Raw genomic sequence first — 24,670 nt, 5'->3', positions numbered from 1 at the left:
CGACCGCAGATGGCAGACGACCTGATCCGCTACGACCTCCTGGTACAGGACGCCCTGCGCGGCGTGGTGCGCAAGGTGCTGACCGACGCGGCCCGAGAAGGGCTGATGGGCGAGCATCATTTCTACGTCTCGTTCCGGACGGAGGCGCCGGGGGTCAGGATGTCGCAGGCCCTGCGCGAGAAGTACCCGCAGGACATGACCATCGTCCTGCAGCACCAGTTCTGGGATCTTAACGTCACCGAGCACGCTTTCGAGGTCGGTCTGTCCTTCTCGGGCGTGCCGGAGCGGCTGCTGGTGCCGTTCGATGCACTCTCCGGCTTTTTCGACCCGTCCGTGCAGTTCGGCCTGAAATTCGATCTCAGCGAGGCCGGCGAGGCTCCCGAGGAGGCGAACGCCGCCCCGGCCAAGCCCGGCCCGCGCGGAGCGGGATCCGAGCCCGGGGAGGTCCGGCCGAAGGGCTCCGGACTCGCCGCGATCGGCTCGGGCACCCCGAAGGTGCTGCCGGCACCGGCGGCCCAAGGTGAGAAGTCCGGCGGCAAGCCGGACGAGAAGGCGCCCCGCCCCGCCGCCAAGAAGGAGGGCGAGGAGGGGAGCGCCGAGGTCGTGAGCCTGGACGCCTTCCGGAAGAAGAGCTGACAGGGCGGGGCCGTCAGCCCCGCACCTCGACCTCCATGCGCAGGCCGTGCTCCGGCCGCAGGGTCACGCGGTGGAGCGGCGTGACCGGCGGGTGATCGTCCGGCAGCCGGAATCGCACCGCCCGGACGATCTGCGCCAGCACGATCACCGCTTCCTGAATCGAGAAGCTGTGACCAATGCAGACCCGCGGCCCCGCCCCGAACGGCAGGTAGGCGAAACGCGGGATCGCGTCCCGGTGCTCGGGCAGGAATCGCTCGGGCACGAAGGCCTCCGGATCCTCCCAGAGCAGATGGTGCCGGTGCAGCACCCAGGGTGCCACCATCACCAGCGAGCCCCGCGGCACCTTAATCCGGCCGAACCGGTCGTCCCGGACCGCCTGCCGGCTGAGGAACGGGACCGGCGGGAACAGCCGCATCGCCTCCTCGATCGCCGCCCGGGTGAAGGGCAGGCGTTCCAGGGAGAAATCCCCCGGCCCGGCGGCGTCGACCTCGGCCTCGACCCGGGCCCGCGCGGCGGGATCCTGCGACAGGCAGTAGAGCGTCCAGGTCAGCGAATTGGCGGTCGTCTCGTGGCCGGCGGCGATGAAGGTCACGATATTGGCCTTCACGGCGAGGTCCGAGAGGCCGTTGCCCGTCTCGGGATCCTGCGCGGCCAGGAGCAGCGTGAGCAGGTCGCGCGGCGCCTCGCCCTGTTCCATCAGCGCCTTGCGCCGGGCGATCAGTTCGTCGACCACCTCGGCGAAGAACCGCCCCGCCGGCCGCGCCCGGAGGCGCCCGATCCGCGGCACGAAATCGGGCACGCCGAACACGTCGAGCGGATCGATCGGACCCACCGCCTCCAGGAAGCGGGTGATGGCGCGGCCCAGCGCATCGGGGTCGCTCGGCAAACCTTGCGTGAAGATCGTCCGCTCCAGCACGTCCAGGGTGACGCGGGTCATCTCCAGCGCCACGTCGACCTGCTTGCCGTCCCGGCGGAGGAGTCGCCGCCCCAGGCGGGCGCCGGCGGCGTTCATGGCCGCCGCGAAGCCCTGGACATTGCGCGCGCTGAAGATCGGCGCCAGCGTCCGGCGCTGGAGCCGCCACTCGTCCCCTTCGGCGCTGAGCAGGCCGTTGCCCAGTCCCGGCGCCAGGACACGGCGCTGGAGGTCGTCTTTGCGGTAGCCTTCGGCGTTCTCGATGAGCAGGTAGCGGATCAGCGCCGGGTCGCTCACCACGGTGATCCGGCCCATCGCGCCTTCGGCCGCCACGACCGGCAGCTTGAAATGCGCGTCCATCCAGGTGGTGATCGGGTTCTTCCGGGCCGCGCGCAGGAACGCGAACAGGCCCAGCGGCTCATGCAGCGGCGGCGGCACGGGCGGGCGGAACCGGGTGGCTGGCTCGGTCAGGTCGATCGTGGCGCTCATCGGCTCCTTCCGGCGGGAACAGAGCCCCGCCCTTGTCGGTGCGCCGGGGAAAACCGGCATCGCGATTCACCCGCGCCTCATTTAAGTAGGCACCGCACTGCACCAGACGTAGAGGCCACGATGTCGCCCACCGAGACCGGAACCGCCACCCGCACCGAGTCCGACACATTCGGGCCGATCGAGGTCCCGGCGCATCGCTACTGGGGTGCGCAGACCCAGCGCTCGATCCAGAACTTCAAGATCGGCACCGACCGGATGCCGGCGCCGCTGGTGCACGCGCTGGGCGTCGTGAAGCAGGCCGCCGCCCTGGTGAACAAGGATCTCGGCGCCCTCGATCCGAAGCTCGCGGACGCCATCGCGGCCTCGGCCGCCGAGGTCGTCGAGGGCCGCTACGATGACGAGTTCCCCCTGGTCATCTACCAGACCGGCTCGGGTACCCAGTCGAACATGAACGCCAACGAGGTCATCGCGAGCCTCGCCAACGAGCGGCTGGGCGGCCAGCGCGGCGGCAAGTCGCCGGTCCACCCGAACGACCATTGCAACCGCGGCCAATCCTCCAACGACACCTTCCCCACCGCCATGCACATCGCGGTGGCGCGGGAGATCCAGGGACGCCTGCTGCCGGCGCTGAGCCATCTGCACGCGGCGCTGGACGCCAAGGCCAAGGCGTTCGACTCGATCGTGAAGATCGGCCGCACCCACCTGCAGGACGCGACGCCAGTCTCGCTGGGCCAGGAATTCTCCGGCTACGCCGCGCAGGTTGCGCTCGGCGGATCGCGCGTCGCCGCGACCCTGCCGGGCGTGCTGGCTCTCGCCCAGGGCGGCACCGCGGTCGGCACCGGCCTCAACGCCCATCCGGAATTCGCCGAGCGCTTCGCCGCCAAGGTCGCCGAGCTGACGGGCCTCCCCTTCACCTCCGCCGAGAACAAGTTCGAGGCGCTCGCGACCCACGACGCGCTGGTATTCACGCAGGGCGCGCTCGCGGCGCTCGCCGCCGGCCTGTTCAAGATCGCCCAGGACATCCGCTTCCTCGGCTCGGGCCCGCGCTCCGGCCTCGGCGAGCTGTCGCTCCCCGAGAACGAGCCCGGCTCCTCGATCATGCCCGGCAAGGTCAATCCGACCCAGTGCGAGGCCCTGACGATGGTCTGCGCCCAGGTGATCGGAAACGGCACCACGGTGAGCTTCGCCGGCTCTCAGGGCAATTTCGAGCTCAACGTCTTCAAGCCGGTGATCGCCAATGCGGTGCTGCAGTCGGTCCGGCTGCTGGCTGACGCGGCGGTGAGCTTCACCGACAATTGCGTCGTCGGCATCAAGGCCAACGAGGACAAGATCGCCGACCTGATGAGCCGCTCGCTCATGCTGGTGACCGCGCTCGCCCCCTCCATCGGCTACGACAAGGCCGCCGAGATCGCCAAGACGGCGCACAAGAACGGCACGACCCTCAAGGAGGAGGCCCTGCGCCTCGGCTACGTCACCGCGGAGGAGTTCGAGCGCGTAGTCCGTCCGGAGACGATGCTGGCGCCGTCCGCTTGATTCTTTCGCAACTCGACCGGCGCGCGAGACCTGCGCCGGCCGTCGCTGCCGGGAGGCGATCCATGGCCGAGATCATCAACCTGCGCCAGGTCCGCAAGGCGAAGGCGCGGGCCGAGGCCGACGCGAAGGCCGAAACCAACCGGATCGCCTTCGGACAGCCGAAGAAGGCCAAAACGCTCCAGCAGCGCCGCAAGGCCCTGGAAGCCGAGCGCCACGAGGGCCACCGCCTCGAGCGGCGCGAACCGGATCCCGATCCGAACGCATGACCGCTTCCGCATGAGCGCGGGCATCACCAAACGCTCCGTGATGATCGCCGGCCACCGCACCAGCGTCTCCTTGGAAGATCCGTTCTGGGCGGCGCTGCGGGAGATCGCGGAGGCGCGGGGTCAGTCGGTCCAGGCGCTTGTCGGCGCGATCGATGCCGGGCGCGGCGGGCAGAACCTGTCCTCGGCGATCCGCGTGTTCGTCCTGGGTGCGGTGCGCGCGATCCCGGAAACGTGAGCGCGTCCGGCCTGTCCGCTCCCCCGCTTCTGCATAGGTTGTGACGGTCGCGTGACAAAACCACGCAGGAAGAGTCGCTCATGGCCAATCGCGAACCGCTGCTCAGACCCGTCCCGATCGCCGAGCTGCGCCCGACGCAGATGACGGTGGGCTACCGGGAGGTGGCGGAGAAGCGGCGGCGCTGGCGGGAATACGACGGCGAGAAGAAGAAGGCCTTCCTCGGCGCCCACATGATCCCGACGCTGCTCGGGCCGAAGAAGCACCACTACATCATCGATCACCACCACCTGTCCCGCGCCCTGCACGAGGAGGGGGTCGAGAGCGTTCTCGTCACCGTGGTGGCCGACCTTCATTATCTGGACAAGGAAGCGTTCTGGACGGTCTGCGATCACAAGTCCTGGGTGCATCCCTACGACGCCGAGGGCGTGCGCCAGAACTTCAAGGGCATCCCGAAATCGGTCGATGCCCTGGTGGACGACCCCTATCGCAGCCTCGCCGGCGAGTTGCGCCGGGCCGGCGGCTTCGCCAAGGACACGACGCCCTTCAGCGAGTTCCTGTGGGCCGATTTCCTGCGGCGGAACATCAAGGAGAAGCGCATCGAGACCGACTTCTCCGCCGCCCTGGAGAAGGCCATGGCGCTCGCCAAGTCCAAGGACGCCGAGTACCTGCCCGGCTGGTGCGGGCCGGTGACGCGCTGAGTCAGATCCCCCAGTAGGGCGCCGCGTCGTAGTAGCGGTGGATCTGCTCCTCCCAGGCTCCGTCGGCGGTGGGATCGGTGCCCTCTGGGGTGCGGGCGGGCGCGGCGCGCAGCTGCGCCTCCGTGATGTCGACCACGTAGGCGTCCTGCTGCGGCTCGAAGCGGAGCACCGACCAGGGAAGCGTGTAGAAATCCTCGCCGAGCCCCAGGAAACCGCCGAAGCTCATCACCGCGTAGGCGACGCGGCCGGAGGCCTTGTCGAGCATCAGCCGCTCGATCCGGCCGACGCGGGTCCCGTCCGGCCGGCGCACATCCGTCCCGATGACCCGGTCGCTGGCGATCAGGCGGCGGGGCTGCCTGGCTGCGGATTGTTCCACGGCGGGCTGACCGGTCGCCGTCATCGTCGCCTCCCGGGCCATCTTGGGCTATCTGCCTGAAAAACGCCCCGGCGCTGGGCGACGTTCCGGGCCGGGCCTGCCTGCCCTTTCCCTGCCGGACGAACAGCTCCCCGCATGCCGATGCCGCGCCTTGCCCAGAGCCTCGCGCTCGCCGCCCTGATCCTGCCCGCCGCCGCGCACGCCCAGGATCGCGGCAGCCTGAATCCGAAGCCCCTGCCGCCGCTGGAGCATCCGGACGCGCCCTCGACACCCGCCAAGGCGCTGTTCGGGCGCGTTACCCGCGCGGCCGCGGGTCCGGCCCGCATCTACGGCTTCTACGCCAAGGGCTGCTTTTCCGGGGGCGAGGCGCTGCCGCTGGACGGGCCGAACTGGCAGGTCATGCGCCCGTCCCGCAACCGGATGTGGGGCACGCCCTATCTCGTCCACTTCCTGGAGCGGTTGTCGCAGAAGGCCACCCGGGTCGGCTGGTCGGGCCTGCTCGTGGGGGACATGGCCCAGCCCCGGGGCGGCCCGATGATCACCGGCCACGCCTCACACCAGATCGGAATCGACGCCGACGTCTGGCTGACGCCGATGCCCGATCACCGCATGAGCCGGGCGGAGCGGGAGGAGACCTCGGCCACCGACATGGTCCGCCCCGACCGCCTCGACATCGACCCCGACGTCTGGACGCCCGCGCACCTGCAGCTGATCAAGCTCACGGCCGAGCAGCCGGAGGTGGAGCGCATCTTCGTGAACGCGGCAATCAAGAAGGCGCTCTGCCGCGAGGCCGGAGGCAACCACTGGCTGACCAAGGTCCGGCCGATGTACGGACACAACTACCACTACCATATCCGGCTGGCCTGCCCGGCCGGCCAGGAGGAGTGTCAGTCCCAGGCCCCGCCTCCCCCCGGGGATGGCTGCGACGATCTCGGTTACTGGTTCTCGGACAGGGTGCTCCACCCGAAGCCCCCGAAGGTGCCGCCGAAGCCGAAGCCCGCCATGACCATGGCGGCGCTGCCGGCCGCCTGCCGGGCGGTGCTGAAGGCACCCTGATCATCCCGGCGGGCGCTGTTCGGCGGGCCGGCGGAGTGTTAACGCCCCGGGATGCCCCGCTGGCTCTTCCTCCTCCTCGCCACAGCCCTCGCCCTCTCGGTGCTGGGCAGCGTGCTCATCGTGCTCCGCAGCCCGAACAGGACCCCGTCCCTGGGGGGCAACGCCCTCACCCCCGCGGCGCCGGGCGCGCAGAAGCGGCCCGGCGGCAATCCGTAACCGTCAGGCGGCGACGCCGGTCCCCACCGGGCAGCTGACGCCAGTGCCGCCCAGGCCGCAATAGCCGGCCGGATTCTTGGCGAGGTACTGCTGATGGTAGGCTTCCGCGAAGTAGAAGTGCTCCAGCGGCTTGATCTCCGTGGTGATGTCCGGAAAGCCGCGCGCGCGCAGCGCCTCGGCATAGGCCGCGCGCACCGCCCGGGCGGTGGCCTCCTGATCGGGGCCGTTCGTGTAGATTCCTGAGCGGTACTGCGTACCGACATCGTTGCCCTGGCGCATGCCCTGGGTTGGGTCGTGGCTCTCGAAGAAGGTCCGCAGCACCGTTTCGAGCGGCAGAACCGCGGGATCCAAGGCCACCAGCACCACCTCGTTGTGGCCGGTCTGGCCGGTGCAGACTTCCTCGTAGGTCGGGTTGGGCGTGTAGCCGCCGGCATAGCCCACCGCCGTGACGTACACGCCCTGCGGCAATTGCCAGAATCGGCGCTCGGCGCCCCAGAAGCAGCCCAGCCCGAGCACGATCGTCTCGGTGCCTGGCGGATAGGGACCCTTGAGCGGGTTGCCGTTGACGAAGTGCGTCTCGGCCGTCGGGATCGGCGTCGGGCGCCCCGGGAGGGCCTCGGCAGGGGTCGGCATCTCGGGGCGCTTGCGGAACGAAAACATCGGCTTGCCTTCCGGTCTCGGGGCTCGTCCCGAATATGGGGTCGGCGCCGCCGCCTAGAAAGCGGCCGGCGCCGCTCGGGCTGCTCCGACCGCACGAAACCGCGGAGCGGGACTGGACCTCGCGCGTGATTTCCGGCTTGTACGGCACGAGAATGCGGCCCGCGTGTCGCGGTGTGAGGGCTGAGCCGTATGGAGACGGGCTGGACCACCACGAGCCACGTGCTGGACAACCTGAAGGCGGAGTCCCACCCGGGCGATCCGTTCGCCGCCGCGGTGCGGGCGACGCGAATGCCGATGATCATCACGGACCCGCGCCAGTTCGACAACCCCATCGTCTTCGCCAACGACAGCTTCCTGAAGCTCACCGGCTACACGCGGCTGGAGGTGACCGGGCGCAACTGCCGCTTCCTGCAGGGGCCGGACACCGATCCGGCGGCCGTGGACCGGATCCGCGACGCGATCCGCCAGGAAGTCGATGTCCGGGTCGACCTGCTCAACTACCGCAGGGACGGCTCGACCTTTCACAACGCCCTCTATGTCGGGCCGGTGCGGGATGCCAAGGGCAAGGTGGTCTACTTCTTCGCCTCCCAGCTCGACGTGAGCGAGCACTACGCGCTCACGACCGAGATTGATCGGCTGAAGGGCGAACTCGCCGACGTGAGAGCCAAGCTCGCCGGCCGCTAGAATCCGACGCCGCGCGCCGGCCCGCGCTCAGGGTTTCGTCAGGAAGCCGATCGGCTCCCGGCCCGGCTGGCCGAGCCAGAGCAGGACCGCGCCGAGACCGAGCCCGATCAGCGAAGCCGGCGCCAGGGTGAGCGGCAGGCCCAGGATGTGCCAGAGCCAGGGCGCCGCCCCCTCCACGCTGCCCTGCAGGGCGCCGGCCTTGTCCTTGAACAGGGTGGCGATCACGTCGGAGAGCGGCGTCATCCGCAGGCCGTTATTGGCGATCGAGCGGGCGCCGTCATAGACCAGCGCGACGAAACCGCCGGCCATCAGCAGAAAGCCCAGGACGCGGGCCAGGAAGCGGAACATCGCGGGATCTTCTGAGCCATGCCTGCGCGCCCCTTGAGGGCGCCCGCCACGGGAGTATGGGTCCGGGCCGCCCGGTGCAAGCGCCCGCACCGCCCCGTTGCCGAGCCGGGGAGCCCGTGCCACAGGGTCGCCCGGCGGCGGCAGGCCGTCGGGGGACGGTCAGTCTTGCACGCGCGCGCGGAGAACCTCGGCCTCGTGATCTTCGATTGCGACGGCGTCCTGGTCGACAGCGAACCACTGAGCCTCGCCTGCCTCACGGCCGGGCTCAACCGGATCGGCGTGGATATCGACCTCGCGACCGTGCGGACGCGCTTCACCGGCACCTCCATGGTGTCGATCATGGCGCATATCGCCCGCGACTACGGCATCACGCCCCCCGCGGGCTTCGTCGAGGCGGTCAAGGCGGAGACCCTAGCGCTGTTCGACGCGGAGCTGAGAGCGATGCGCGGCGTCGCCGAGGCGGTCGCCGCCCTGGATCTGCCGATCTGCGTCGCGTCGAGCAGCGACCCGGTGCGGCTGCGCCATTCCCTGGGCCTGACCGGGCTGCTGCCTCTGTTCGGCGGCCACGTCTTCTCCGCGACGCAGGTGGAGCGGGGTAAGCCCTTCCCCGACCTGTTCCTGTTCGCCGCCGAGCGCATGGGCGCGGCGCCCGCCGCGTGCCTGGTGATCGAGGACAGCGTGCCCGGGGTCACGGCCGCCCGGAATGCCGGCATGCGGGTCGCGGGCTTCACCGGCGGCGGCCATTGGGGCCACGACCCCGCGGGCGCCGACCTCGTGCAGGCGGGCGCCGCCCGGATCTTCTCGGACTTCTCCGACCTCGCCGCGGTGATCGTCGGCGCCTGAACGATCCCGCCTCTCCGGGACGCGAACGGGATCGGCTTCCTGCCAAGCGGGGCTTGAAATTCGGAAGCCCGTTCCGTTGACGGGCCGGGGCCCCGCGTCCATCTTTGTGGGTGCCGGTGCGGCAGGCGACCCGAGTGCCCCCCCCGCTACGGCCGCGGTGATTTGAGAAGCGTAGCTTGCGCCGCGTCATCAAACGCTAAAGCACTGCGACGGCCATCGCGCCGCGCGGTCCTTCAGTCTGGAGGACGTCAATGTCGAGTCGACCAAGACCCTTTCGACATCTGCTCCTGAACGCGAACGGCTCCCAAGCCCAACGTTGGCGCTGTCGACGCTAGCCCGTCGATCTCCGCAGCCGTCATCGCGATCCGGCCCGGCTTCACGCCGGCCAAGGGAGTCCAAAGTCCCATGCACCGTCTCCACGCAGAACGCACGCCCGAAGACCGTCTGGAATCCATCCCGATCGCCTCTGACCCGCTGCCGGGCTCCGTCCCGTCGGTGGTCCGCGCGGAGCCGGCGCGGGTGATCGAGATCGGCGAGGTCACCGCCGGGATCGCCGTGCCGGAGGGGCGCGGCGTCCGGTTCTTCTCCTCGGCACGCGATTTCGATGGCCTCGACGGCGCGGTGTTTCGCACGGCCGAGCAGGCGGCCCGCGCCGCCCGCGAGCGTGTCCGCGCCCGGGCCCGGTCGGCCGCGTCCCGGCCGCAGCCGCGTCGCCGCCGCGCCTGAACCGGGCGCTACTTGCTGCACTCCTCGCGGGTTCGCTTCATCGCCTCCGCAAACCCGCCGAGCGCGTACTCGTCGCTCGTCGGGTGTCCGCGCAGCGATGTGGTCTTGATCACAAGCTTCGGGTTGCGGGCACTCATCTCCGAGACGACCCGGGCCTCCTCGGCCGGATTCTGCAGCCACGCGTTCCCGTCCTTGACCACCAGGCCGTAGCGGCTCGTACCGAGATTGAGGCTCGGATCGGTGGGCGCGGCCGCCGAGCCGGGCTTGATCTGGGACGCTGCGGGCTTCGACGGGAAGCCCAGCATCACCGCCACCTCGTTCTGGACGTTCTCGCCTTTGCGGACGCTCACGAACAGGTAGGCGGTGTCGCGCTTCAGAGTCTTGGGCGAGCGCGTCTGCGGCTGGGCGATGGCGTAGCAGAGCTTGTTGCGGCCATCGCCGTTCACGAACACGTTCCAGTCGCCGAAGATCGCCACCGGCGTGGCCTGCTGCATCCCGGGCGGCGTGGCCGACTTCTTCTCGGCGTGCTTCGCCCGCTCGCGCCCGTGCCGGCGCCCGCGCCTGGCCGGAGTCGCATCGCTGACACCCGCATCGGGCGCCGCCTCCTGCGCCTGGGCGGCCGTCGCAAACAGGCAGGGTCCGCCGACCAGCCCCCCGAGGAGAGCCGTGGCGAACCCGGATGCGAACAGGGCGAGGGCTCCGACAGGGAGCAGGCGGGAGACGCGGACCATCTTCACTTCCTGACGACGGGCGGCTCCGTCAGGAGCCGGACCGGGGTTCGGGATTAGTGAAGCTTGCGTAAAGCGTCGGCAAGATGGCGGCGCGGCCCCAGGCCGAATCCACGCCGGTCCGTTCAGACGGCCCGTGCTTCCGTCGCCAGAGTCGCGATCACCGCAGCCGGGACGGAGACGGGCTCCGACACGGCCGTCTGAAGGGCGACCGGGGCCGCGACGGCGTTCGGCTGGGACGGCGCGGCGCGCTTGCGGGGCGGGTCGTTATAGGGCGTGTTGTAGCCCTTGCGGACGGCGGCCCAGTACGAATCCCGCGTCAGGCCCGAACCGGTCAAAGCGGCGTCGATCATCGCCGTGGCCCGAGCCGCGAGCTCGGACACCTCCTCCGGCTTCAGCCAACTCTCGACAGGCATCATGGGAACTCCGATCCACACAGCCGAGCTTCTAACGGGCCGGACTTAGCCAGGGGGTGAACGCACCGGCCGATGGATGGTTGCAACGCACAATTCTGTGGCCAAGCCTGCGGCCACGTTGGCACCCGGCCCCGTCGGGCGGGGCCAAACTGTGGATAACGGCCGCGATGCCGATCAGGCGAGCCGCTCGATCCAAGCCTGCGCCTGGGCCCGGACCCTGTCGGGCGCGGTACCGCCGTAGCTGGTGCGGCTCGCCACCGAGTTCTCGACGCCCAGCACCGCGTAGACCGCGTCCGTGATGCGCGGCTCGGCCTCCTGCATCTCGGGCAGCGACAGCTCCTCCAGCCCCACCCCCTTGGCGGAGGCGACGCCCACGAGTCGGCCCGTGACGTGGTGCGCCTGCCGGAACGGCAGGCCGAGCTCGCGCACCAGCCAGTCGGCGAGGTCGGTGGCGGTGGCGTAGCCGGAGCCGGCGGCCCGGGCCAGCACCTCGGCGTTGGGCTCCAAGTCCCTCACCATGCCGGTCATGGCGGCGAGGCACAGGGAGAGCGCCTGAAGGGCGTCGAACGTGCCCTCCTTGTCCTCCTGCATGTCCTTCGAATAGGCGAGCGGCAGCCCCTTCATCACGATCAGCAGGCCGGTGAGCGCGCCGATGATCCGGCCGGATTTGGCCCGCACCAGCTCGGCGGCGTCAGGGTTGCGCTTCTGCGGCATGATCGACGAGCCGGTGGTGAACCCGTCCGACAGGCGGACGAAGTTGAACTGGGCCGAGGTCCAGACCACCAGCTCCTCGGCGAAGCGCGACAGGTGCACGGCGCAGATCGAGGCCGCCGCGAGCGCCTCCAGGGCGAAGTCGCGGTCGGCCACCGAATCCAGGGAGTTGGCGGTCGGCCGGTCGAAGCCGAGCGCCGCCGCGGTGGCGTGCCGGTCGATTGGGAAGGAGGTTCCGGCGAGCGCCGCGGCACCCAGCGGGCACTCGTTGAGCCGCGCCCGCGCGTCGCGGAAACGGCTCCGGTCGCGGGCCAGCATCTCGACATAGGCGAGGCAATGGTGGCCGAAGGTCACCGGCTGGGCCGACTGGAGGTGGGTGAAGCCCGGCATCACGGTGCCGGCATGCTGGAGCGCCTTGTCGGCCAGCGCCCGCTGCAGGTCGGCGGCCTGCTGGTCCAGGGAGTCGAGGGTGTCGCGCACCCAGAGCTTCATGTCGGTGGCGACCTGATCGTTGCGCGAGCGCGCCGTGTGCAGGCGGCCGGCGGCCGGGCCGACGATCTCGGTCAGCCGGCTCTCCACCGACATGTGGATGTCCTCGAGCTCGCGCTTGAACACGAAGCTGCCGGCCTCGATCTCGTCGCGCACGGACTTGAGCCCGGCCTCGATTGCGGCCACATCCTCCGCCGGCAGGATGCCGGCCTGGCCGAGCATCGCCACATGCGCCAGCGAGCCGCGGATGTCCTGGGGCGCAAGCCGCTTGTCGAACCCGATGGAGGCGTTGATCTCCTCCATGATCTCCGCCGGGCCGCTCGCGAAGCGGCCGCCCCACATCCGGTTGCTCATGTCGATCCTTCCGCGCCCTGACCGTTCCGAGGCTCGTGCCTGATGCCCGGCCGCACACCCATCCTGGCCGGCGCTGGCGTCGCCGCGCTCGCCGTCCTCGGCCTCGCCCTATACGGGAGCGGTCTCCTGCCCGGCAACACGGGTGGCACGCTCGGGCCCTGCGCCGGCTCCAAGCCGGCGCTGGCCCGGGTCGACGCGGCCGCGAAGGGCGAGGTCGCCGCCATGCAGGCGCCGTCGCAGGCGCGGCCCGCGCCCGACATCCGGTTCAAGGGGCCGGACGGTGCCGAGACCGGCCTCGCCGATCTCAAGGGCCGGCTGCTGCTGGTCAATCTCTGGGCGACATGGTGCGCCCCCTGCAAGGCCGAGATGCCGGCGCTCGATCGGCTCCAGGCACAGCTCGGCGGGTCTGATTTCGCCGTGGTGGCGATCAACGTCGATACCCGCAACCTCGAGAAGCCGCCGGAATGGCTGAAACAGGCCGGCATCCACGATCTCGCCTTCTATTCCGATCCCGGCGGGCGGGTCCTCCCGGTGGTCCAGCGGGACACCCAGTCGCCGGGCCTGCCGACCACGATGCTGGTCGACGCGCAGGGCTGCACCATCGGAGTGATGAAGGGGCCGGCCGCCTGGTCAAGCCCGGACGGGCTGGCGCTGATCCGCGCGGCGCTGGGGCGGACGTCGTAAGGGTTTCGGCCCCGGCCGCTTGCTCCAGCTCACGATGCGGGGCAAGCCCCCGCCGATGACGTCACCCCAGCCTTCCGACCGCGCACTGCCGATTCGGGTCCGGCGTCCCGTCTCGGTCATCCGGACCATGCTCGCCAGCGAGGCGGCGGGCGGGCTGATCCTGATGGGCGCGGCGGCTCTGGCGCTCGTGGTGGCCAACGGGCCCTTCGCCGAAGCCTACGCGCACGCTCTCCACGCCGAACTCGGGCCGATGAGCCTGCAGCATTGGATCAACGACGGCCTGATGGCCGGGTTCTTCCTGCTGGTCGGGCTGGAGATCAAGCGCGAGGCGCTCGACGGGCGGCTGCGCACCTGGCCCGACCGGGTGCTGCCGGGCTTCGCCGCCCTCGGCGGCATGGCGGTGCCGGCCGGGGTCTACGCGCTCGCCAATCTCGGCGCCCCGACCCTGCGGGGCTGGGCGATCCCGGCGGCCACCGACATCGCCTTCGCGCTGGGGGTCCTGGCGCTCCTCGGATCCCGCGTGCCGGTCTCCCTAAAGATCTTCCTCAGCGCGGTGGCCATCGTCGACGACCTCGGCGCTGTGGTGGTGATCGCCCTGTTCTACAGCTCCGGGCTCGACGCCACGATGCTGGGCCTCGCCGCCCTGGTGCTCGCCGCCCTCTACGGCCTGAACCGAACGGGCATCGCGTGGCTTCCGGCTTATGGGCTGCTCGGCCTCGTGCTCTGGGTCCTCGTGCTGCGCTCCGGGATCCACGCCACGATCGCGGGCGTGCTGCTGGCGCTCACGATCCCGATCCGCGTCAGCCCCGGCCGACCGGAGGACGCGCACTCGCCGCTCCACCGGCTGGAGCACGCCCTCGCGCCCTGGATCACCTACGGGGTGGTGCCGGTCTTCGGCTTCGCCAATGCCGGCGTGGACCTCTCCGGCCTGACGCCCGGAGCCCTGCTCCAGCCGGTGACGCTCGGCATCGCGGCGGGCCTGTTCCTCGGCAAGCAGGCCGGGGTGTTCGCGAGCCTGCGGCTGGCCATCGCGCTCGGGTGGGCCAAGCGCCCGGCCGGGGCCGGCTGGGGGCAGGTCTACGGCGTCGCGGTGCTCTGCGGCATCGGCTTCACCATGAGTCTGTTCATCGGCGGCCTCGCCTTCGCGGATCCGGAGCACGAGACCGCCGTCAAGCTCGGGGTGCTCGCGGGCTCGGCCCTGTCTGGGCTCGCCGGCGCGGCGATCCTCCTCCTCGCCAAACCTCGCGGCGCCGCAGCCTAGAGCCTGTTTGACCCCGGCTTCCCGACCCTCGCCTTCATCCTGAGGTGCCGCGCGGCAGCCTCGGAGGAGCCGTCCAGAGATCGCGCGGCTGGAGCCCTCCTTCGAGGCCTCCCCTGCGCTGCGGTGCCTCAGGATGAGGGTGAGACTGGGAGAACCGCCGTCTGCGGCGCGCGAGACGGCCCCGTCTCGCACGTCCCGGTATCCGCTGCGCGCGAAAATGCGCTACCCCGCTTCCGCATGCGCTTCTATCTCGGCCTCGCCACCACCTTCCACGACCCGGCCCTCGCCCTGGTCGGCCCCGACGGCACCCTGCTCTTCGCCGAGGCCGCCGAGCGCTTCCTCCAGTACAAGCGGGCGCCGAACTGCGAGCCGGACGCCCCGGCCCGGATGGCCACGCTGCTGAGGGACTATGTCCCGCCGGGCTCCGAGCTCGTCGTCGCCTCCACCTGGGGGCCGCAGTTCACCGACTTCCTGCGCGGCCAGGCTGGGACCGGGGCCTTCGACCTGATGGCGCTTTCTGCCCATACCACCGCGCTCAACCGCTCCTTCGTGCCCGAGCAGGCGGAACGGGTGTTCATCGCCGACCTCCACGGCGCGCAGGAGCGGGTCGGCCATGGAACGCTGCTCGCCCTCAACCAGGAGGCGCGGATTACCGGCGAAGCGCCGCGCGCGACCATCGCCGGGCAGCGGCGCTACCCGCACCATCTCTGCCACGCGGCCTACGGCCTCTGGGGCAGCCCGTTCGACGAGGCCACCGCCCTGGTGGTCGACGGGATGGGCGAGACCGGCGCGGCGGCGATCTACCGGCTGGCGGGCGGCCGGATCACGGAGCTGCGCCGCCATCGCGGGCGCGGGTCGCTGGGGTTCCTGTACGGGCTGATCACCGACCTCGCCGGCTTCGACCAGGTGAAGGGCGAGGAGTGGAAGATCATGGGGCTCGCCCCCTACGGCCGCCCCGACCCGGACCTCGCCGCGCTGCTCGGCCGGCTCTGCACGGTCGAGGGTGGGCGCCTGCACTACGCCGACGCGGAGACGGTCCGGGCGGTGGCCGCAGAGATCCGCGCATGCCGCCCCGCGGACGCCCTGGAGAACGGCTGGGCCGACCTCGCCCGCTGCGGCCAGGACTTGTTTTGCGGGCTGATGGACGTGCTGGTGTCGGAGGCCGCGGCGCTCGGCCCCTCCGAAAACCTCGTGCTTTGCGGCGGCTGCGGGCTGAATTCCTCCTACAACGGCCGGGTGCTCGGCCGCTCCGGGTTCACGCGGCTGCACGTGCCCTCGGCCCCGGCCGACGACGGCAACGCCGTGGGCGCCGCCTGGCTCGCCTACGCGGAGGACCATCCGGACTGGGCGGGGCCGCCTCCGGCGCGATGCCCGCTCACGCCCTATCTCGGCTCCCGGGTCTCGACGCTCCCGATGGAGCGCTTGGCCGAGCAGGAGCCCCGCGCGCGGCGTCTCGGCCACGCGGAGGTGACCCGCGCGGCAGCGCGGATCCTGGCCGAGGGCGGCCTCGTCGGCTGGGTGCAGGGCCGGGCCGAGTTCGGCCCGCGGGCGCTCGGCAACCGCTCGATCCTGGCCGATCCCCGCCCCGAGGGCGCCAAGGACGCGCTCAACGCCAAGGTGAAGTATCGGGAGGCGTTCCGGCCCTTCGCGCCCTCGATCCTGGCGGAGGCCGGGCCGGACTGGTTCGAGGACTACGCCGACAGCCCCTACATGGAGCGCACCCTGGTCTGGCGCGCGGCGGTCCGTGCCCGCGTGCCGGCCGTGGTCCACGCGGACGGTACCGGCCGGCTCCAGAGCGTCACGGCGGAGCGAAATCCGGCCTACGCGGCCCTGCTCGGCGCCTTCGCGGAGATCACCGGCGTTCCGATCCTGCTCAACACCAGCTTCAACGTGATGGGCAAGCCGATCCTCCACGGCGCGGAGGACGCGATCCTGATGTTCTACACCACAGGCCTCGATGCCCTCGTGGTCGAGGATTGGCTGGTGGTGAAATGACAAGCGCCGCGCCCCGGAGGGACACGGCGCCGATCTCGCAAGCTCCGCGACGGATTACTCGCAGACCTCGACGCGGCGGTAGGTGAACTCGCCGCCGCCGAGCCATTCCTTGCGGCGCTCGTAGTGGCAGATCGGGCCGCGGCGCTCGCGCACCACCACGGTCTCGGGCTCCTCGACCACCACGCGGCGCGGGCGGTACTCCGGCGGCGGAGGCGGGGGCGGGTTGGCGCCGTTGACCAGGGCGCTGCCCACCACGCCGCCGACGACGCCGGCCGCCAAGCCGCCGACGATAGCCCCCGTCTGGTCGCGGGCGGTGGCCGGGGCGACGGCCCCGAGCACCAGGGTCGCGGCGAGGGCGGCGGCCCCGGCGCGGATCATCGTGAAGGAACCGTTCAAGGACACGCGAAACATCTCCCGTTCGTGTTGGGGATGATCCAACACCGGGAGGATTAAAAATCCCCGAAGCGGCGCACCGTCATGGCGTGCCGGATACGGCCTCACGATGGTCCACGACAGGATCCTGCACCCCCGGGTGCTCGGGTCGTCCCACCCATCATCCCACCCCCGACCTCATCCTGAGGTGCTGGAGCGCAGCGGAGGCCTCGAAGGAGGCCTCCAGGGATCACGCGCCGTCCGGAGGACTCCTTTGAGGCTGCTGCGCAGCACCTCAGGATGAGGGCGAGGGTGGAACGGCCGTACTCCCGCGTCAAAGCCCGGCATCGCCATCGTGTCGTGGACCGTGCGCCCTCACGACGTCCGGAGCCCGCGAGCGGAGGCGTGCATGGCCCGCCTCCGCCGAACGGCTATTTCGCCTTGTCGGCGATGCCCTTCAGGCCAGCCTCATAGACGCCCGCGATGGCCTCTTCCGCCTTCGCATCGGGGGCGCCCTTGGCCTTGAACGTGCCCTTCCACGTCACCTTGGAGCCGTTGCCAGCCTTCGCGACCATGATCGTCGAGTGATAATCCGTGACGGGCAGCGGGCCTTCCAGGATCGTGTAGGTGTAGCCCATCGTCTTGTCGTCGCGGGACTCTTCCTCCTCGACGATCGTCCCGCCGCCCTTCAGGGTGAGCGTGCGGATCTCCTTGCCGCCCTTCTTGGACAGGACGCATTTCTCGATCACCGGATGCCAGTCGCCAATCCCGCAGAACCCGCCGATGGTCTTCCACACGGTTTCGGGTGAGGCGGCGACATCGACCGATTTGGTCACTTCGAGGGCCCAGGCCGGCCCGATCGCCCCGACGCAGATTGCGGCGGCCGCCAACAGCACACGCTTCATCAGACGCTCCCTAGCGCTCGACGCTCGATTCGCGGCGTACGAGTCAGGGCCAAACCAAGCGTGGCAATTGCAGGTTGCAAGATGGACTTTAGTCCAAATCGACTTTGCTCCAAGCTTGGCCGCGTGTCAGAGCAGCCCGTCGAGGCTCTCGACAACCACGGAGGGTGGGAGGTCGGGATACTCGTCCGGCAGCCCCTTGCGGTTGACCCAGGCGGTCCGGAACCCGAAGGCCCCTGCCCCCGCCACGTCCCAGCGGTTCGAGGAGCAGAACAGCACGTCCCCCTCCCCGACGGCCAGCCGGGTCAGGGCGATCCGGTAGGCGTCGGGATGCGTCTTGAACACCTGCGCGTCGTCCACCGAGAGGACCGCATCGAGGTGGTCGGCGAGGCCCGCGGAGGCCACGGCCCGGTCGACCATGGCGGCGTTGCCGTTGGTGAGGATCGCGGTGCGGATCCCGCGCTTGCGCAGGGCCGCCAGCACGCCCGGGACCTCCGGATAGGCGTCGAGGTCGCGGTAGGCGTCGAGGAGCCGCTCGCGCAGCCCGGGATCGACTTGCGGATGGACGGCCAGCGCGTAATCGAGGGCCCGGACGGTGAGATCCCAGAAGGCGGCGTAGCGGCCCATCAGCGACAGGGTCCAGCTGTATTCCAGCTGCTTGTTGCGCCAGACCTCGGAGAGATGGGCCGCGTCCGGTCCGACCGTCTCGGCGTAGCGCTGGACTGCGGCGTTCACATCGAACAGCGTGCCGTAGGCGTCGAACACCGCGGCCTTCACGCCCGCCAGTGGTCCCCTTGCGTCGGTCATGGCGCTCCTCACTGGGTGCTCTCGTCCGATCTGGGGCCGAGACGCGCCGCGGCGAGTCCGGCCCGTTCTCCTCAAGCCCGGCGCAGGCGCAGGCCGAACAGGTGCAGCAGGCCCACCAGCAGGCCACCGTAGACCACGGCCCCAGCCACCCCGAGAAGCGCCAGGACGACGAGTTCGCGCCCGTGCGGCAGGGCCGGCACCAGCGCCTGGGCGAGATCCTGGCCGTAGACGGCGACGCCGGCGAGCCCCAGGCAGGCGAGCAGGACGCCCGCGACGGTGAGGCCCAGGGTGCGTCCCGGCGCCGTCCAGTTCCGGCGCTTGGCCAGGACGAGCAGCAGCAGCAGGTTGACCCACTGGCTCACCGCGGTGGCGAGGGCCAATCCGGTGACGCCATAGGGGCCGGTGAGCCAGAGCTTCAGGGCGACGTTGACTAGGATCGCGGTGAGCGAAGCCCAGAGCGGGGTCTTGGTGTCCTGGCGGGCGTAGAAGCTCGCCACGGCACTGCGCACCAGCACCACGGCCGGGAGCGCGAAGCCGTAAGCCGCCAGCACTGCGGCGGCCCGGGCCGAATCCTCCGCGCTGAAGGCGCCACGCTGGAACAGCGCCGCCATAATCAGGCTCGGGATGGTCAGGAACGCCACGGTGAACGGCGCCGACAGCGCGAGTGAGAAGCCGGCCGCCCGGTTCTGCGCCGCGTGCGCGCCGGCGACATCCCCGGCGGCGATCCGCCGGCTCATCTCGGGCAGCAGCACGGTGCCGGCCGCGATGGCGATGACGCCGAAGGGCAGCTGGTAGAGCCGGTCGGCGTAGTAGAGCGCCGAGACCGCCCCGGTGGGCAGCCAGCTCGCGATGATCGTGTCGGCGAAGGCCGCGATCTGGAACCCCGCGGAGCCGATCACCGCCGGGCCGAGCACCGCGAAGAACCGCTTGAGGGCCGGGTCCGCACGCGGCACGGCGAGACCCGGCATCACGCGGGCCCGGCGGCATCCCCACCACAGCAATCCGAACTGGAGCACGCCCGAGACGGCGACGCCCCAGGCGGCCGCGTAGGCGGCGTTCGGGAACAGGAAGCTCAGGCCCAGGGCGGCCAGCATGGCGAGGTTGAGCAGCACCGGCGCCCCGGCGGCTACCGCGAAATGCCGGTGGGCGTTGAGGATGCCCGACAGCAGCGTCACCAGCGTCATGAACAGCAGGTACGGAAAGGTGATGCGGGTCAGCGCCACCGCGAGCCGGAAGCGCTCGCCATCCTCGGCAAAGCCGGGCGCGAGCGCGTGAACCACCCAGGGCATCGCCGGCAGGGCAAGGTTCAGCAGCACGAGCTGCACGATCAGCATCAGGGTGAAGACGCGGTCGGCGAAGCGGTGCGCCTCTCCGGGCGCGCCCGCCTCGGCGAGCCCCGCATAGGCCGGCACGAAGGCGGTGTTGAACGCGCCCTCGCCGAAGATCGCGCGGAAATGGTTCGGCAGCCGGAAGGCGACCACGAACGCGTCAGCCACCGGCCCGGCGCCCATCACGGCGGCCATCACCACGTCGCGGGCGAAGCCGGTGACGCGCGAGACCAGCGTCCAGCCGCCGACGGACAGGATGGAGCGGATCATGGGATTGCACGCCGCCCGGAGGAGCCCAGCCCACTCCGCAGGGAAGGCAGGGCGCGTCGTGGAAACGGTGCGGGTGTCGATCGACGGGAAATGGCCGGACCCTTTTGCACCGGGTCATCCGGCGACGGGCACATCAAGAGCCGGTTTCAGCGGCCACCTCAAGGGTGCCGCGGACACAGGGCCCGCGGCACCGGCGGAGATGCCTCAGCGGATCGCCTCGGCGTACATCTTCTCCACGTGCTCCCAATTCACGAGGTTCTCGATGAACGCCTTGAGGTAGTCGGGCCGGCGGTTACGGTAGTCGATGTAATAGGAGTGCTCCCACACGTCGACGCCGAGGATCGGCTTGGCGCCGTGGACCAGCGGGTTCTCGCCGTTCGGGGTCTTCATGATCACGAGCTTGCCGTCCTTGACGGCCAGCCACGCCCAGCCCGAACCGAACTGGCCGACGCCCGCCTGGATGAAGTCCGCCTTGAACTTCTCGGAGCCGCCGAGATCCTCGTCGATCTTCTTGGCCAGCGCGCCGGGGATGGCGCCGCCGCCGTTCGGCTTCATCCACTGCCAGAAGTGGATGTGATTGTAGTGCTGGCCGGCATTGTTGAAGAGCGGCTGATTCGTGTTGTAGGCGGCCTTGACGATCTCCTCGACGCTCTTGCCCTGGAGATCCGTACCCTCGAGCAGCTTGTTGCCCGTATCGACATAGGCCTTGTGGTGCTTGTCGTGGTGGAACTCGAGGGTTTCCTTCGACATGTACGGCCCGAGCGCGTCGTAGGCGTAGGGCAGTTCCGGCAGGGTGAAGGTCATCGCGTCTGTCTCCGCTTAAGCAGGGGGCGGCCTCGTCCCCGGCGGGGGCTCCCGAGTCGAGAGCCCGCTAGGTAAGTCGGTGGCCGCGGGACGGCAACGCCGTTCCGGGCCGGCTGCGCGCGAAGTTCGGGGGATATCGGTCCCGGGGCGGCGCGGCCGGGCCGGCGTGAGCCGCGTGCCGACAATCGAAATAACCCGGTATCCCGAACAATCTCGCTGCATGGTTTTGCAATATGACGGCAAGGCCTTACTGTGCGCGACGCCTTGTGAGCGCCGGCGATGAGCCGGCTCGTGCCAGAGAGAAACATGATCGCTGCGCTGTTCGCGCTCGCCGCCGCCATGATCATCGGGGGCTGCGCCGCCGTGATCCAGGGCTTCCCGTATGTGCGTCTGGAGAGCGGGCTCGCGATGGTGATCGCGGGTGCGGTGGCGGCCTCGTCGGGCGCGGTCCTGGCCGGGCTCGGCGTGCTGGCGCTCGTCGTCCGGCGGGTCGAGCGGGCGATCGAGCAGATCCCGGCGCCCGCCTCGCGGGACACCGCCGTCTCAGCCGCGCCGGCACCGGCACCGGCCGACGAGAGCCGGACCCGCTTGCCGCCGGTCCTGCCCGCCGCCCCTGCCTTCATCGTACCGCCTGTGGTCGAGCCGCCCTTCGATCCCGAGCGGCCCCGGATCGAGCCGAGCCTGGGGCTCCGGACGGAGACGGCCTCGATCCCGGCCGCGGAGCCGACGGGAACCGAGGCGCCGAAGCCAATCCGGACCGAGCCGGACCTGACGGTCCCGGCGCCGCCCGCCGTGGCGCAGGAGCCGAGCGTCCAGCCCGAGCCGGAAGCGCCGCAGCCCGCAGGCGGGATCTCTCCCGAGGACGATCTGTTCGCCGCCCCCGAGGCGGCTTCGGAGCCGAAGGAGGAGGCGCCGCCACTGCGTCCGAGCCTCGACACGGCGCCCGAGCCCGAGCCCGCCCCGGAGCCGGCCGCGCGCAACGTGGTCGGGCGCTACGCCTCGGGCGGCAACACCTACGTGATGTTCGAGGACGGCTCGATCGAGGCGGAGACGCCGCAGGGTCGCTTCACCTTTGCCTCGCTCGACGAGCTGAAGGCCTTCGTGGACGGCGGCGGCGAATCCGGGACCCGCGGCGCGGCCTGACGGCCGCCGGCCCGCGGATCATAGGAGCGGGTTGAGGCTGTCATTGCGCGGCGGGATCGGGGCCCGCATGGTCAGGGAGAAGCCTCCGGGCGCGTAGTCGGTCGTCACCTCAGCCTGGACCTGGGTGATCAGGACACGCTGCAGCAGGCGCGAGCCGAAACCCTGGCGGTTCGGCGGCTGGACCGGCGGGCCACCGGTCTCGCGCCAGGAAAAGCGCAGGAGCCCGGCCGGTCCGCCGGGCTCCAGGGACCATTCCACCGCCACCCGCCCGGTGCGGTTCGAGAGCGCCCCGTACTTGGCGGCGTTGGTGGTGAGTTCGTGGATCGCCATGCCGATCGGCACCGCGATCTCGGACGGGAGGTCGATCGCCGGCCCCTCCAGGCTGATGCGGCCCTCGGCGCCGCCCTCCACGGTGACTTCGGCGTAGGGCCTCAGCTCGTTGAGCAGGAGGTTCGCCAGCGAGGCCGTCTGCCACGTGTCCTCTGTGAGCACCGAATGGGTGTGGGCCAGGGATTTGATCCGCCCGACGAAGGCCTCGTAGAAGCTCTCGATGCTCGATGCCGTCCGCGCCGTGGAGCCCACGATGGCCTGGACGGTGGCCAGCGTGTTCTTCACCCGGTGGTGCAACTCGCGGATCAGCAGACTCTGGCGCTCCTCCGCCAAGCGCCGGTCGGTCACGTCCGCCACCACGCCGATCAGCCGGCGGGGCAGGCGGCCGGGCGCGTCCCGCTCGAACCGGCCGGCCATGTCGATCGTGCGCCAGGCCCCGTCCGACTTGCGCCGGATGCGGCCGCTGACGTGCAGGATCCAGTCCTCCCGCAACGCCTTCGAGATCGCCTGGCGGACCGCGGCGCGGTCATCCGGATGAAGGATGTCGTTGAGGAACTCGTCCTTGCCGATGGTGCCGTCTTCGGGCGCGTGCCCGAAGATCTCATACATGTACTCGTTCTCCCAGATCGCGTGGTCCTCGAGCATGTGCCACTCGAAGATGCCGAGCTTGGCGATCGTGGTCGCGACCCGCAGGCGCTGGTCGCGGGCCAGGATCTCGTCCCGCGCCTCCACCCGGGTGGTGATGTCCTGGATGACGCCGACCATGCTGGCGGGCCCGCCGTCGGGACCCGGAACGGCCTGACCCCGCACCCGCAGGATCACGGTGCGCCCCGCCACCATCGTGGGCGTGTCGAACTGATAGGGTTCGCCGGCTTCGGCCGCCTCGGCGATGATCGCGCTCAGACGCGCGAGTTCCACCTGCGACAGGCCGGTCTTGAGTTCCTCCCACGACACGGAGCGGCCCGGCGGCCGGCCCAGGATCCGCGCGGCGCGCCGCGACAGGGTGAGGAGACCCGTTGCCCGGTCCCAGCGCCACTCCCCGAGGCCGGCGGCCGCGAGCGCCTCGCGGTTCGCCTCGGAATGGGCCGCCGTGTCGACGTCCACGGGTTCGACCACCAGGGTCCGGCCGGCGCGCCGGACCCGCACGTCGAGGGCGTTCCCGTCCGCCCGGCGCCAGAACTGGAGGCCGTCCCGGAGGCCCTCCGGTCCTTCGTTCAGAAGCTCGGCGATCGCGCGGCCGGGCAGCGCGCCCGGCTCCCAGCCGACGAGATCGTGCAGGAAGCGGTTGGCGGCGACGATCTCGCTCTCGTCCGCCGACAGCACGACGAGGCCGATCGCGGCCTCGTCGAAGCCGGTGCGAAACGGGTCACCCGCCGCCGGGTCCTGCCCCACCCTCTCGTGCACTCGAACGAATCCTCGAACGCGCCGTGGCGCGCTCCCGCCGGAGATAGACCCCCTCCCCGGCGCGATCGGCAATCGCGACGGACGTTTACGATGGCGCCCGAGCGTGACTGTTGCAAGGCGTTCCCCGAAGGCTGCGGCGACCCGCTCCTCGGCGCCGGGAGCCCGCCTCGCCGGGACGACAGCCGGCCCGACGCCAGAGAGCGCCTCAAAACAAGAGCTTAGCGCGGCAGCCGTGCGAATTCCAGATAGGTCGGCCGCCGGCCCGCTTCCAGCGCCTTGGCCTCGTAGCGTGTGCCGGGCCAACCCGCGAAGGGCTGGATCCAATCCTGCGCGGTCCGGGCCGTCCATTCCAAGGTCGGGCAGCGGGCAGCCCGCGCCAACGTCCAGCCCGCGTAATCGTCGATATCGCTGGCGAACCGGAACAGGCCGCCATCCTTCAGGACCCGGCCGATCTCGGCGAGCGAGGCGTCCGACACGAAACGGCGCTTCCGCTGGCGCCGCTTGGGCCAGGGATCGGGATAAAGCAGGTAGACGCGGTCCAGGCAGGCATCCGGCAGCCGCGCCAGCAGCGCGGTCACGTCCTCGTCGCGGATGCGGATGTTGCGCAGGCCCCGCTCCTCGATCGCGGCGAGCAGCTTCACCACGCCGTTGACGAAGGGCTCAGCGCCGATGAAGCCGATACCGGGATGCGCCGCGGCCTGCGCCGCGAGGTGCTCCCCGCCCCCGAAGCCGATCTCCATCCAGACGGCGTCCGGCGGCCCCGGCATGGCCGGGAAGAGCGTGCGCGGATCGAGGGGCTGGCCATCCGGCGGCAGGGCGACCCGCAGGGCGGGCAGCATCTCGGCCAGCCGCCGCTCCTGCTGGCCGCGCAGGCGCTTGCCCTTGCGGCGCCCGAAGAAGGCGCGCTCCGGCTCATCGGCCGGGTGAGCGGAGCATCCGCTGGTATCAGACATGAGCACGGTGCGCTGTCGGCCACCGGCCCGCCGTTCGGGG

General features: G+C 70.8%; 28 protein-coding genes. 14 read left to right on the top strand and 14 right to left on the bottom strand.

Annotated elements, in window-relative coordinates; all coding sequences use genetic code 11:
• Positions 1 to 9 precede the first annotated feature (9 nt).
• The gene (locus ACYCO6_RS33100) at positions 10 to 636 is read left to right on the top strand and encodes an SspB family protein (protein WP_459767392.1); all 627 of its coding nucleotides are present in this window, start codon (positions 10 to 12) and stop codon (positions 634 to 636) included.
• Between the two features lie 13 nt (positions 637 to 649).
• On the opposite strand, the gene ACYCO6_RS33095 is transcribed toward ACYCO6_RS33100, so the two are convergent.
• Positions 650 to 2,038, bottom strand: a complete 1,389-nt coding sequence (locus ACYCO6_RS33095) for a cytochrome P450 (RefSeq protein WP_459767390.1) — start codon at positions 2,036 to 2,038, stop codon at positions 650 to 652.
• 120 nt (positions 2,039 to 2,158) lie between these two features.
• Between ACYCO6_RS33095 and fumC the strand changes: the two genes are divergently transcribed.
• The 4 genes from fumC to ACYCO6_RS33075 all read left to right on the top strand — a co-directional run bounded on the left by fumC (position 2,159) and on the right by ACYCO6_RS33075 (position 4,770).
• A complete protein-coding gene (fumC, locus tag ACYCO6_RS33090) occupies positions 2,159 to 3,571 on the top strand; it encodes a class II fumarate hydratase (RefSeq protein ID WP_459767388.1) in 1,413 nt (470 codons plus the stop codon).
• Positions 3,572 to 3,633: 62 nt separating this feature from the next.
• A complete protein-coding gene (locus tag ACYCO6_RS33085; RefSeq protein ID WP_459767386.1) occupies positions 3,634 to 3,837 on the top strand; it encodes a DUF4169 family protein in 204 nt (67 codons plus the stop codon).
• Between the two features lie 10 nt (positions 3,838 to 3,847).
• Positions 3,848 to 4,072, top strand: a complete 225-nt coding sequence (locus ACYCO6_RS33080; protein ID WP_459767384.1) for a ribbon-helix-helix domain-containing protein — start codon at positions 3,848 to 3,850, stop codon at positions 4,070 to 4,072.
• Positions 4,073 to 4,152: 80 nt separating this feature from the next.
• A complete protein-coding gene (locus tag ACYCO6_RS33075) occupies positions 4,153 to 4,770 on the top strand; it encodes a ParB-like protein (protein ID WP_459767381.1) in 618 nt (205 codons plus the stop codon).
• Between the two features lies 1 nt (position 4,771).
• Here ACYCO6_RS33075 and ACYCO6_RS33070 read toward each other — a convergent pair whose 3' ends face one another.
• The gene (locus ACYCO6_RS33070; protein WP_459767379.1) at positions 4,772 to 5,170 is read right to left on the bottom strand and encodes a PRC-barrel domain-containing protein; all 399 of its coding nucleotides are present in this window, start codon (positions 5,168 to 5,170) and stop codon (positions 4,772 to 4,774) included.
• Between the two features lie 111 nt (positions 5,171 to 5,281).
• Here ACYCO6_RS33070 and mepA point away from each other — a divergent pair, with 111 nt between their 5' ends.
• Both mepA and ACYCO6_RS33060 read left to right on the top strand, forming a co-directional pair.
• Complete coding sequence (gene mepA, locus ACYCO6_RS33065; RefSeq protein WP_459767377.1) at positions 5,282 to 6,202, top strand: penicillin-insensitive murein endopeptidase; 921 nt, start codon at positions 5,282 to 5,284, stop codon at positions 6,200 to 6,202.
• 51 nt (positions 6,203 to 6,253) lie between these two features.
• A complete protein-coding gene (locus ACYCO6_RS33060; RefSeq protein WP_459767375.1) occupies positions 6,254 to 6,418 on the top strand; it encodes a hypothetical protein in 165 nt (54 codons plus the stop codon).
• A 3-nt stretch (positions 6,419 to 6,421) separates the two neighbouring features.
• On the opposite strand, the gene msrA is transcribed toward ACYCO6_RS33060, so the two are convergent.
• Positions 6,422 to 7,078, bottom strand: a complete 657-nt coding sequence (gene msrA / locus ACYCO6_RS33055) for a peptide-methionine (S)-S-oxide reductase MsrA (RefSeq protein ID WP_459767373.1) — start codon at positions 7,076 to 7,078, stop codon at positions 6,422 to 6,424.
• A 189-nt stretch (positions 7,079 to 7,267) separates the two neighbouring features.
• Here msrA and ACYCO6_RS33050 point away from each other — a divergent pair, with 189 nt between their 5' ends.
• Complete coding sequence (locus ACYCO6_RS33050) at positions 7,268 to 7,762, top strand: PAS domain-containing protein (protein ID WP_459767371.1); 495 nt, start codon at positions 7,268 to 7,270, stop codon at positions 7,760 to 7,762.
• A 27-nt stretch (positions 7,763 to 7,789) separates the two neighbouring features.
• Here the strand turns inward: ACYCO6_RS33050 and ACYCO6_RS33045 are convergent, their stop codons facing one another.
• The gene (locus ACYCO6_RS33045; protein WP_459767369.1) at positions 7,790 to 8,110 is read right to left on the bottom strand and encodes a PetM family of cytochrome b6f complex subunit 7; all 321 of its coding nucleotides are present in this window, start codon (positions 8,108 to 8,110) and stop codon (positions 7,790 to 7,792) included.
• A gap of 165 nt (positions 8,111 to 8,275) precedes the next feature.
• Here ACYCO6_RS33045 and ACYCO6_RS33040 point away from each other — a divergent pair, with 165 nt between their 5' ends.
• Together ACYCO6_RS33040 and ACYCO6_RS33035 are read left to right on the top strand one after the other, a co-directional pair.
• A complete protein-coding gene (locus ACYCO6_RS33040; protein ID WP_459767367.1) occupies positions 8,276 to 8,953 on the top strand; it encodes an HAD family hydrolase in 678 nt (225 codons plus the stop codon).
• 405 nt (positions 8,954 to 9,358) lie between these two features.
• A complete protein-coding gene (locus tag ACYCO6_RS33035) occupies positions 9,359 to 9,679 on the top strand; it encodes a hypothetical protein (protein WP_459767365.1) in 321 nt (106 codons plus the stop codon).
• A gap of 8 nt (positions 9,680 to 9,687) precedes the next feature.
• On the opposite strand, the gene ACYCO6_RS33030 is transcribed toward ACYCO6_RS33035, so the two are convergent.
• The 3 genes from ACYCO6_RS33030 to argH form a co-directional block, all read right to left on the bottom strand.
• Complete coding sequence (locus ACYCO6_RS33030; protein WP_459767363.1) at positions 9,688 to 10,410, bottom strand: invasion associated locus b family protein; 723 nt, start codon at positions 10,408 to 10,410, stop codon at positions 9,688 to 9,690.
• 122 nt (positions 10,411 to 10,532) lie between these two features.
• The gene (locus ACYCO6_RS33025) at positions 10,533 to 10,826 is read right to left on the bottom strand and encodes a hypothetical protein (RefSeq protein ID WP_459767359.1); all 294 of its coding nucleotides are present in this window, start codon (positions 10,824 to 10,826) and stop codon (positions 10,533 to 10,535) included.
• Positions 10,827 to 10,997: 171 nt separating this feature from the next.
• Positions 10,998 to 12,377, bottom strand: coding sequence for an argininosuccinate lyase (argH, locus tag ACYCO6_RS33020; protein WP_459767357.1), 1,380 nt, complete (start codon positions 12,375 to 12,377; stop codon positions 10,998 to 11,000).
• 42 nt (positions 12,378 to 12,419) lie between these two features.
• Between argH and tlpA the strand changes: the two genes are divergently transcribed.
• From tlpA to ACYCO6_RS33005, 3 genes are all read left to right on the top strand, one after another.
• Positions 12,420 to 13,061 (top strand): thiol:disulfide interchange protein TlpA, encoded by a 642-nt coding sequence (gene tlpA, locus ACYCO6_RS33015; protein ID WP_459767355.1) that lies wholly within the window; start codon positions 12,420 to 12,422, stop codon positions 13,059 to 13,061.
• 55 nt (positions 13,062 to 13,116) lie between these two features.
• Positions 13,117 to 14,322: a Na+/H+ antiporter NhaA gene (nhaA, locus tag ACYCO6_RS33010; RefSeq protein ID WP_459767352.1), complete on the top strand. Its 1,206-nt coding sequence runs from the start codon at positions 13,117 to 13,119 to the stop codon at positions 14,320 to 14,322.
• Between the two features lie 237 nt (positions 14,323 to 14,559).
• On the top strand, positions 14,560 to 16,317 hold the full coding sequence (locus ACYCO6_RS33005) for a carbamoyltransferase family protein (RefSeq protein WP_459767349.1): 1,758 nt from the start codon (positions 14,560 to 14,562) through the stop codon (positions 16,315 to 16,317).
• Positions 16,318 to 16,371: 54 nt separating this feature from the next.
• On the opposite strand, the gene ACYCO6_RS33000 is transcribed toward ACYCO6_RS33005, so the two are convergent.
• The 5 genes from ACYCO6_RS33000 to ACYCO6_RS32980 all read right to left on the bottom strand — a co-directional run bounded on the left by ACYCO6_RS33000 (position 16,372) and on the right by ACYCO6_RS32980 (position 20,800).
• A complete protein-coding gene (locus tag ACYCO6_RS33000) occupies positions 16,372 to 16,728 on the bottom strand; it encodes a hypothetical protein (RefSeq protein ID WP_459767347.1) in 357 nt (118 codons plus the stop codon).
• Between the two features lie 392 nt (positions 16,729 to 17,120).
• Complete coding sequence (locus ACYCO6_RS32995; RefSeq protein WP_459767345.1) at positions 17,121 to 17,594, bottom strand: SRPBCC family protein; 474 nt, start codon at positions 17,592 to 17,594, stop codon at positions 17,121 to 17,123.
• 126 nt (positions 17,595 to 17,720) lie between these two features.
• Positions 17,721 to 18,398, bottom strand: a complete 678-nt coding sequence (locus ACYCO6_RS32990; RefSeq protein WP_459767341.1) for a haloacid dehalogenase type II — start codon at positions 18,396 to 18,398, stop codon at positions 17,721 to 17,723.
• A gap of 71 nt (positions 18,399 to 18,469) precedes the next feature.
• Entirely contained in the window at positions 18,470 to 19,996 is a 1,527-nt protein-coding gene (gene murJ, locus ACYCO6_RS32985) for a murein biosynthesis integral membrane protein MurJ (protein ID WP_459767339.1), read from the bottom strand.
• Positions 19,997 to 20,200: 204 nt separating this feature from the next.
• Positions 20,201 to 20,800, bottom strand: coding sequence for a superoxide dismutase (locus tag ACYCO6_RS32980; protein ID WP_459767334.1), 600 nt, complete (start codon positions 20,798 to 20,800; stop codon positions 20,201 to 20,203).
• Positions 20,801 to 21,106: 306 nt separating this feature from the next.
• Between ACYCO6_RS32980 and ACYCO6_RS32975 the strand changes: the two genes are divergently transcribed.
• Positions 21,107 to 21,943 (top strand): hypothetical protein, encoded by an 837-nt coding sequence (locus ACYCO6_RS32975; protein WP_459767331.1) that lies wholly within the window; start codon positions 21,107 to 21,109, stop codon positions 21,941 to 21,943.
• An 18-nt stretch (positions 21,944 to 21,961) separates the two neighbouring features.
• Here the strand turns inward: ACYCO6_RS32975 and ACYCO6_RS32970 are convergent, their stop codons facing one another.
• Together ACYCO6_RS32970 and trmB are read right to left on the bottom strand one after the other, a co-directional pair.
• Positions 21,962 to 23,677 (bottom strand): sensor histidine kinase, encoded by a 1,716-nt coding sequence (locus tag ACYCO6_RS32970; RefSeq protein ID WP_459767329.1) that lies wholly within the window; start codon positions 23,675 to 23,677, stop codon positions 21,962 to 21,964.
• 218 nt (positions 23,678 to 23,895) lie between these two features.
• Positions 23,896 to 24,630 carry a tRNA (guanine(46)-N(7))-methyltransferase TrmB gene (gene trmB / locus ACYCO6_RS32965; protein WP_459767327.1) on the bottom strand — a complete coding sequence of 245 codons (735 nt, stop codon included), beginning with the start codon at positions 24,628 to 24,630 and terminating at the stop codon, positions 23,896 to 23,898.
• Between the last annotated feature and the right edge of the window lie 40 nt (positions 24,631 to 24,670).

The sequence above is a fragment of the Methylobacterium sp. CM6257 genome, from assembly GCF_054611515.1.
Note: the sequence above shows the minus strand (reverse complement) of the source record. Positions and strands in the feature narration are given on the sequence as shown.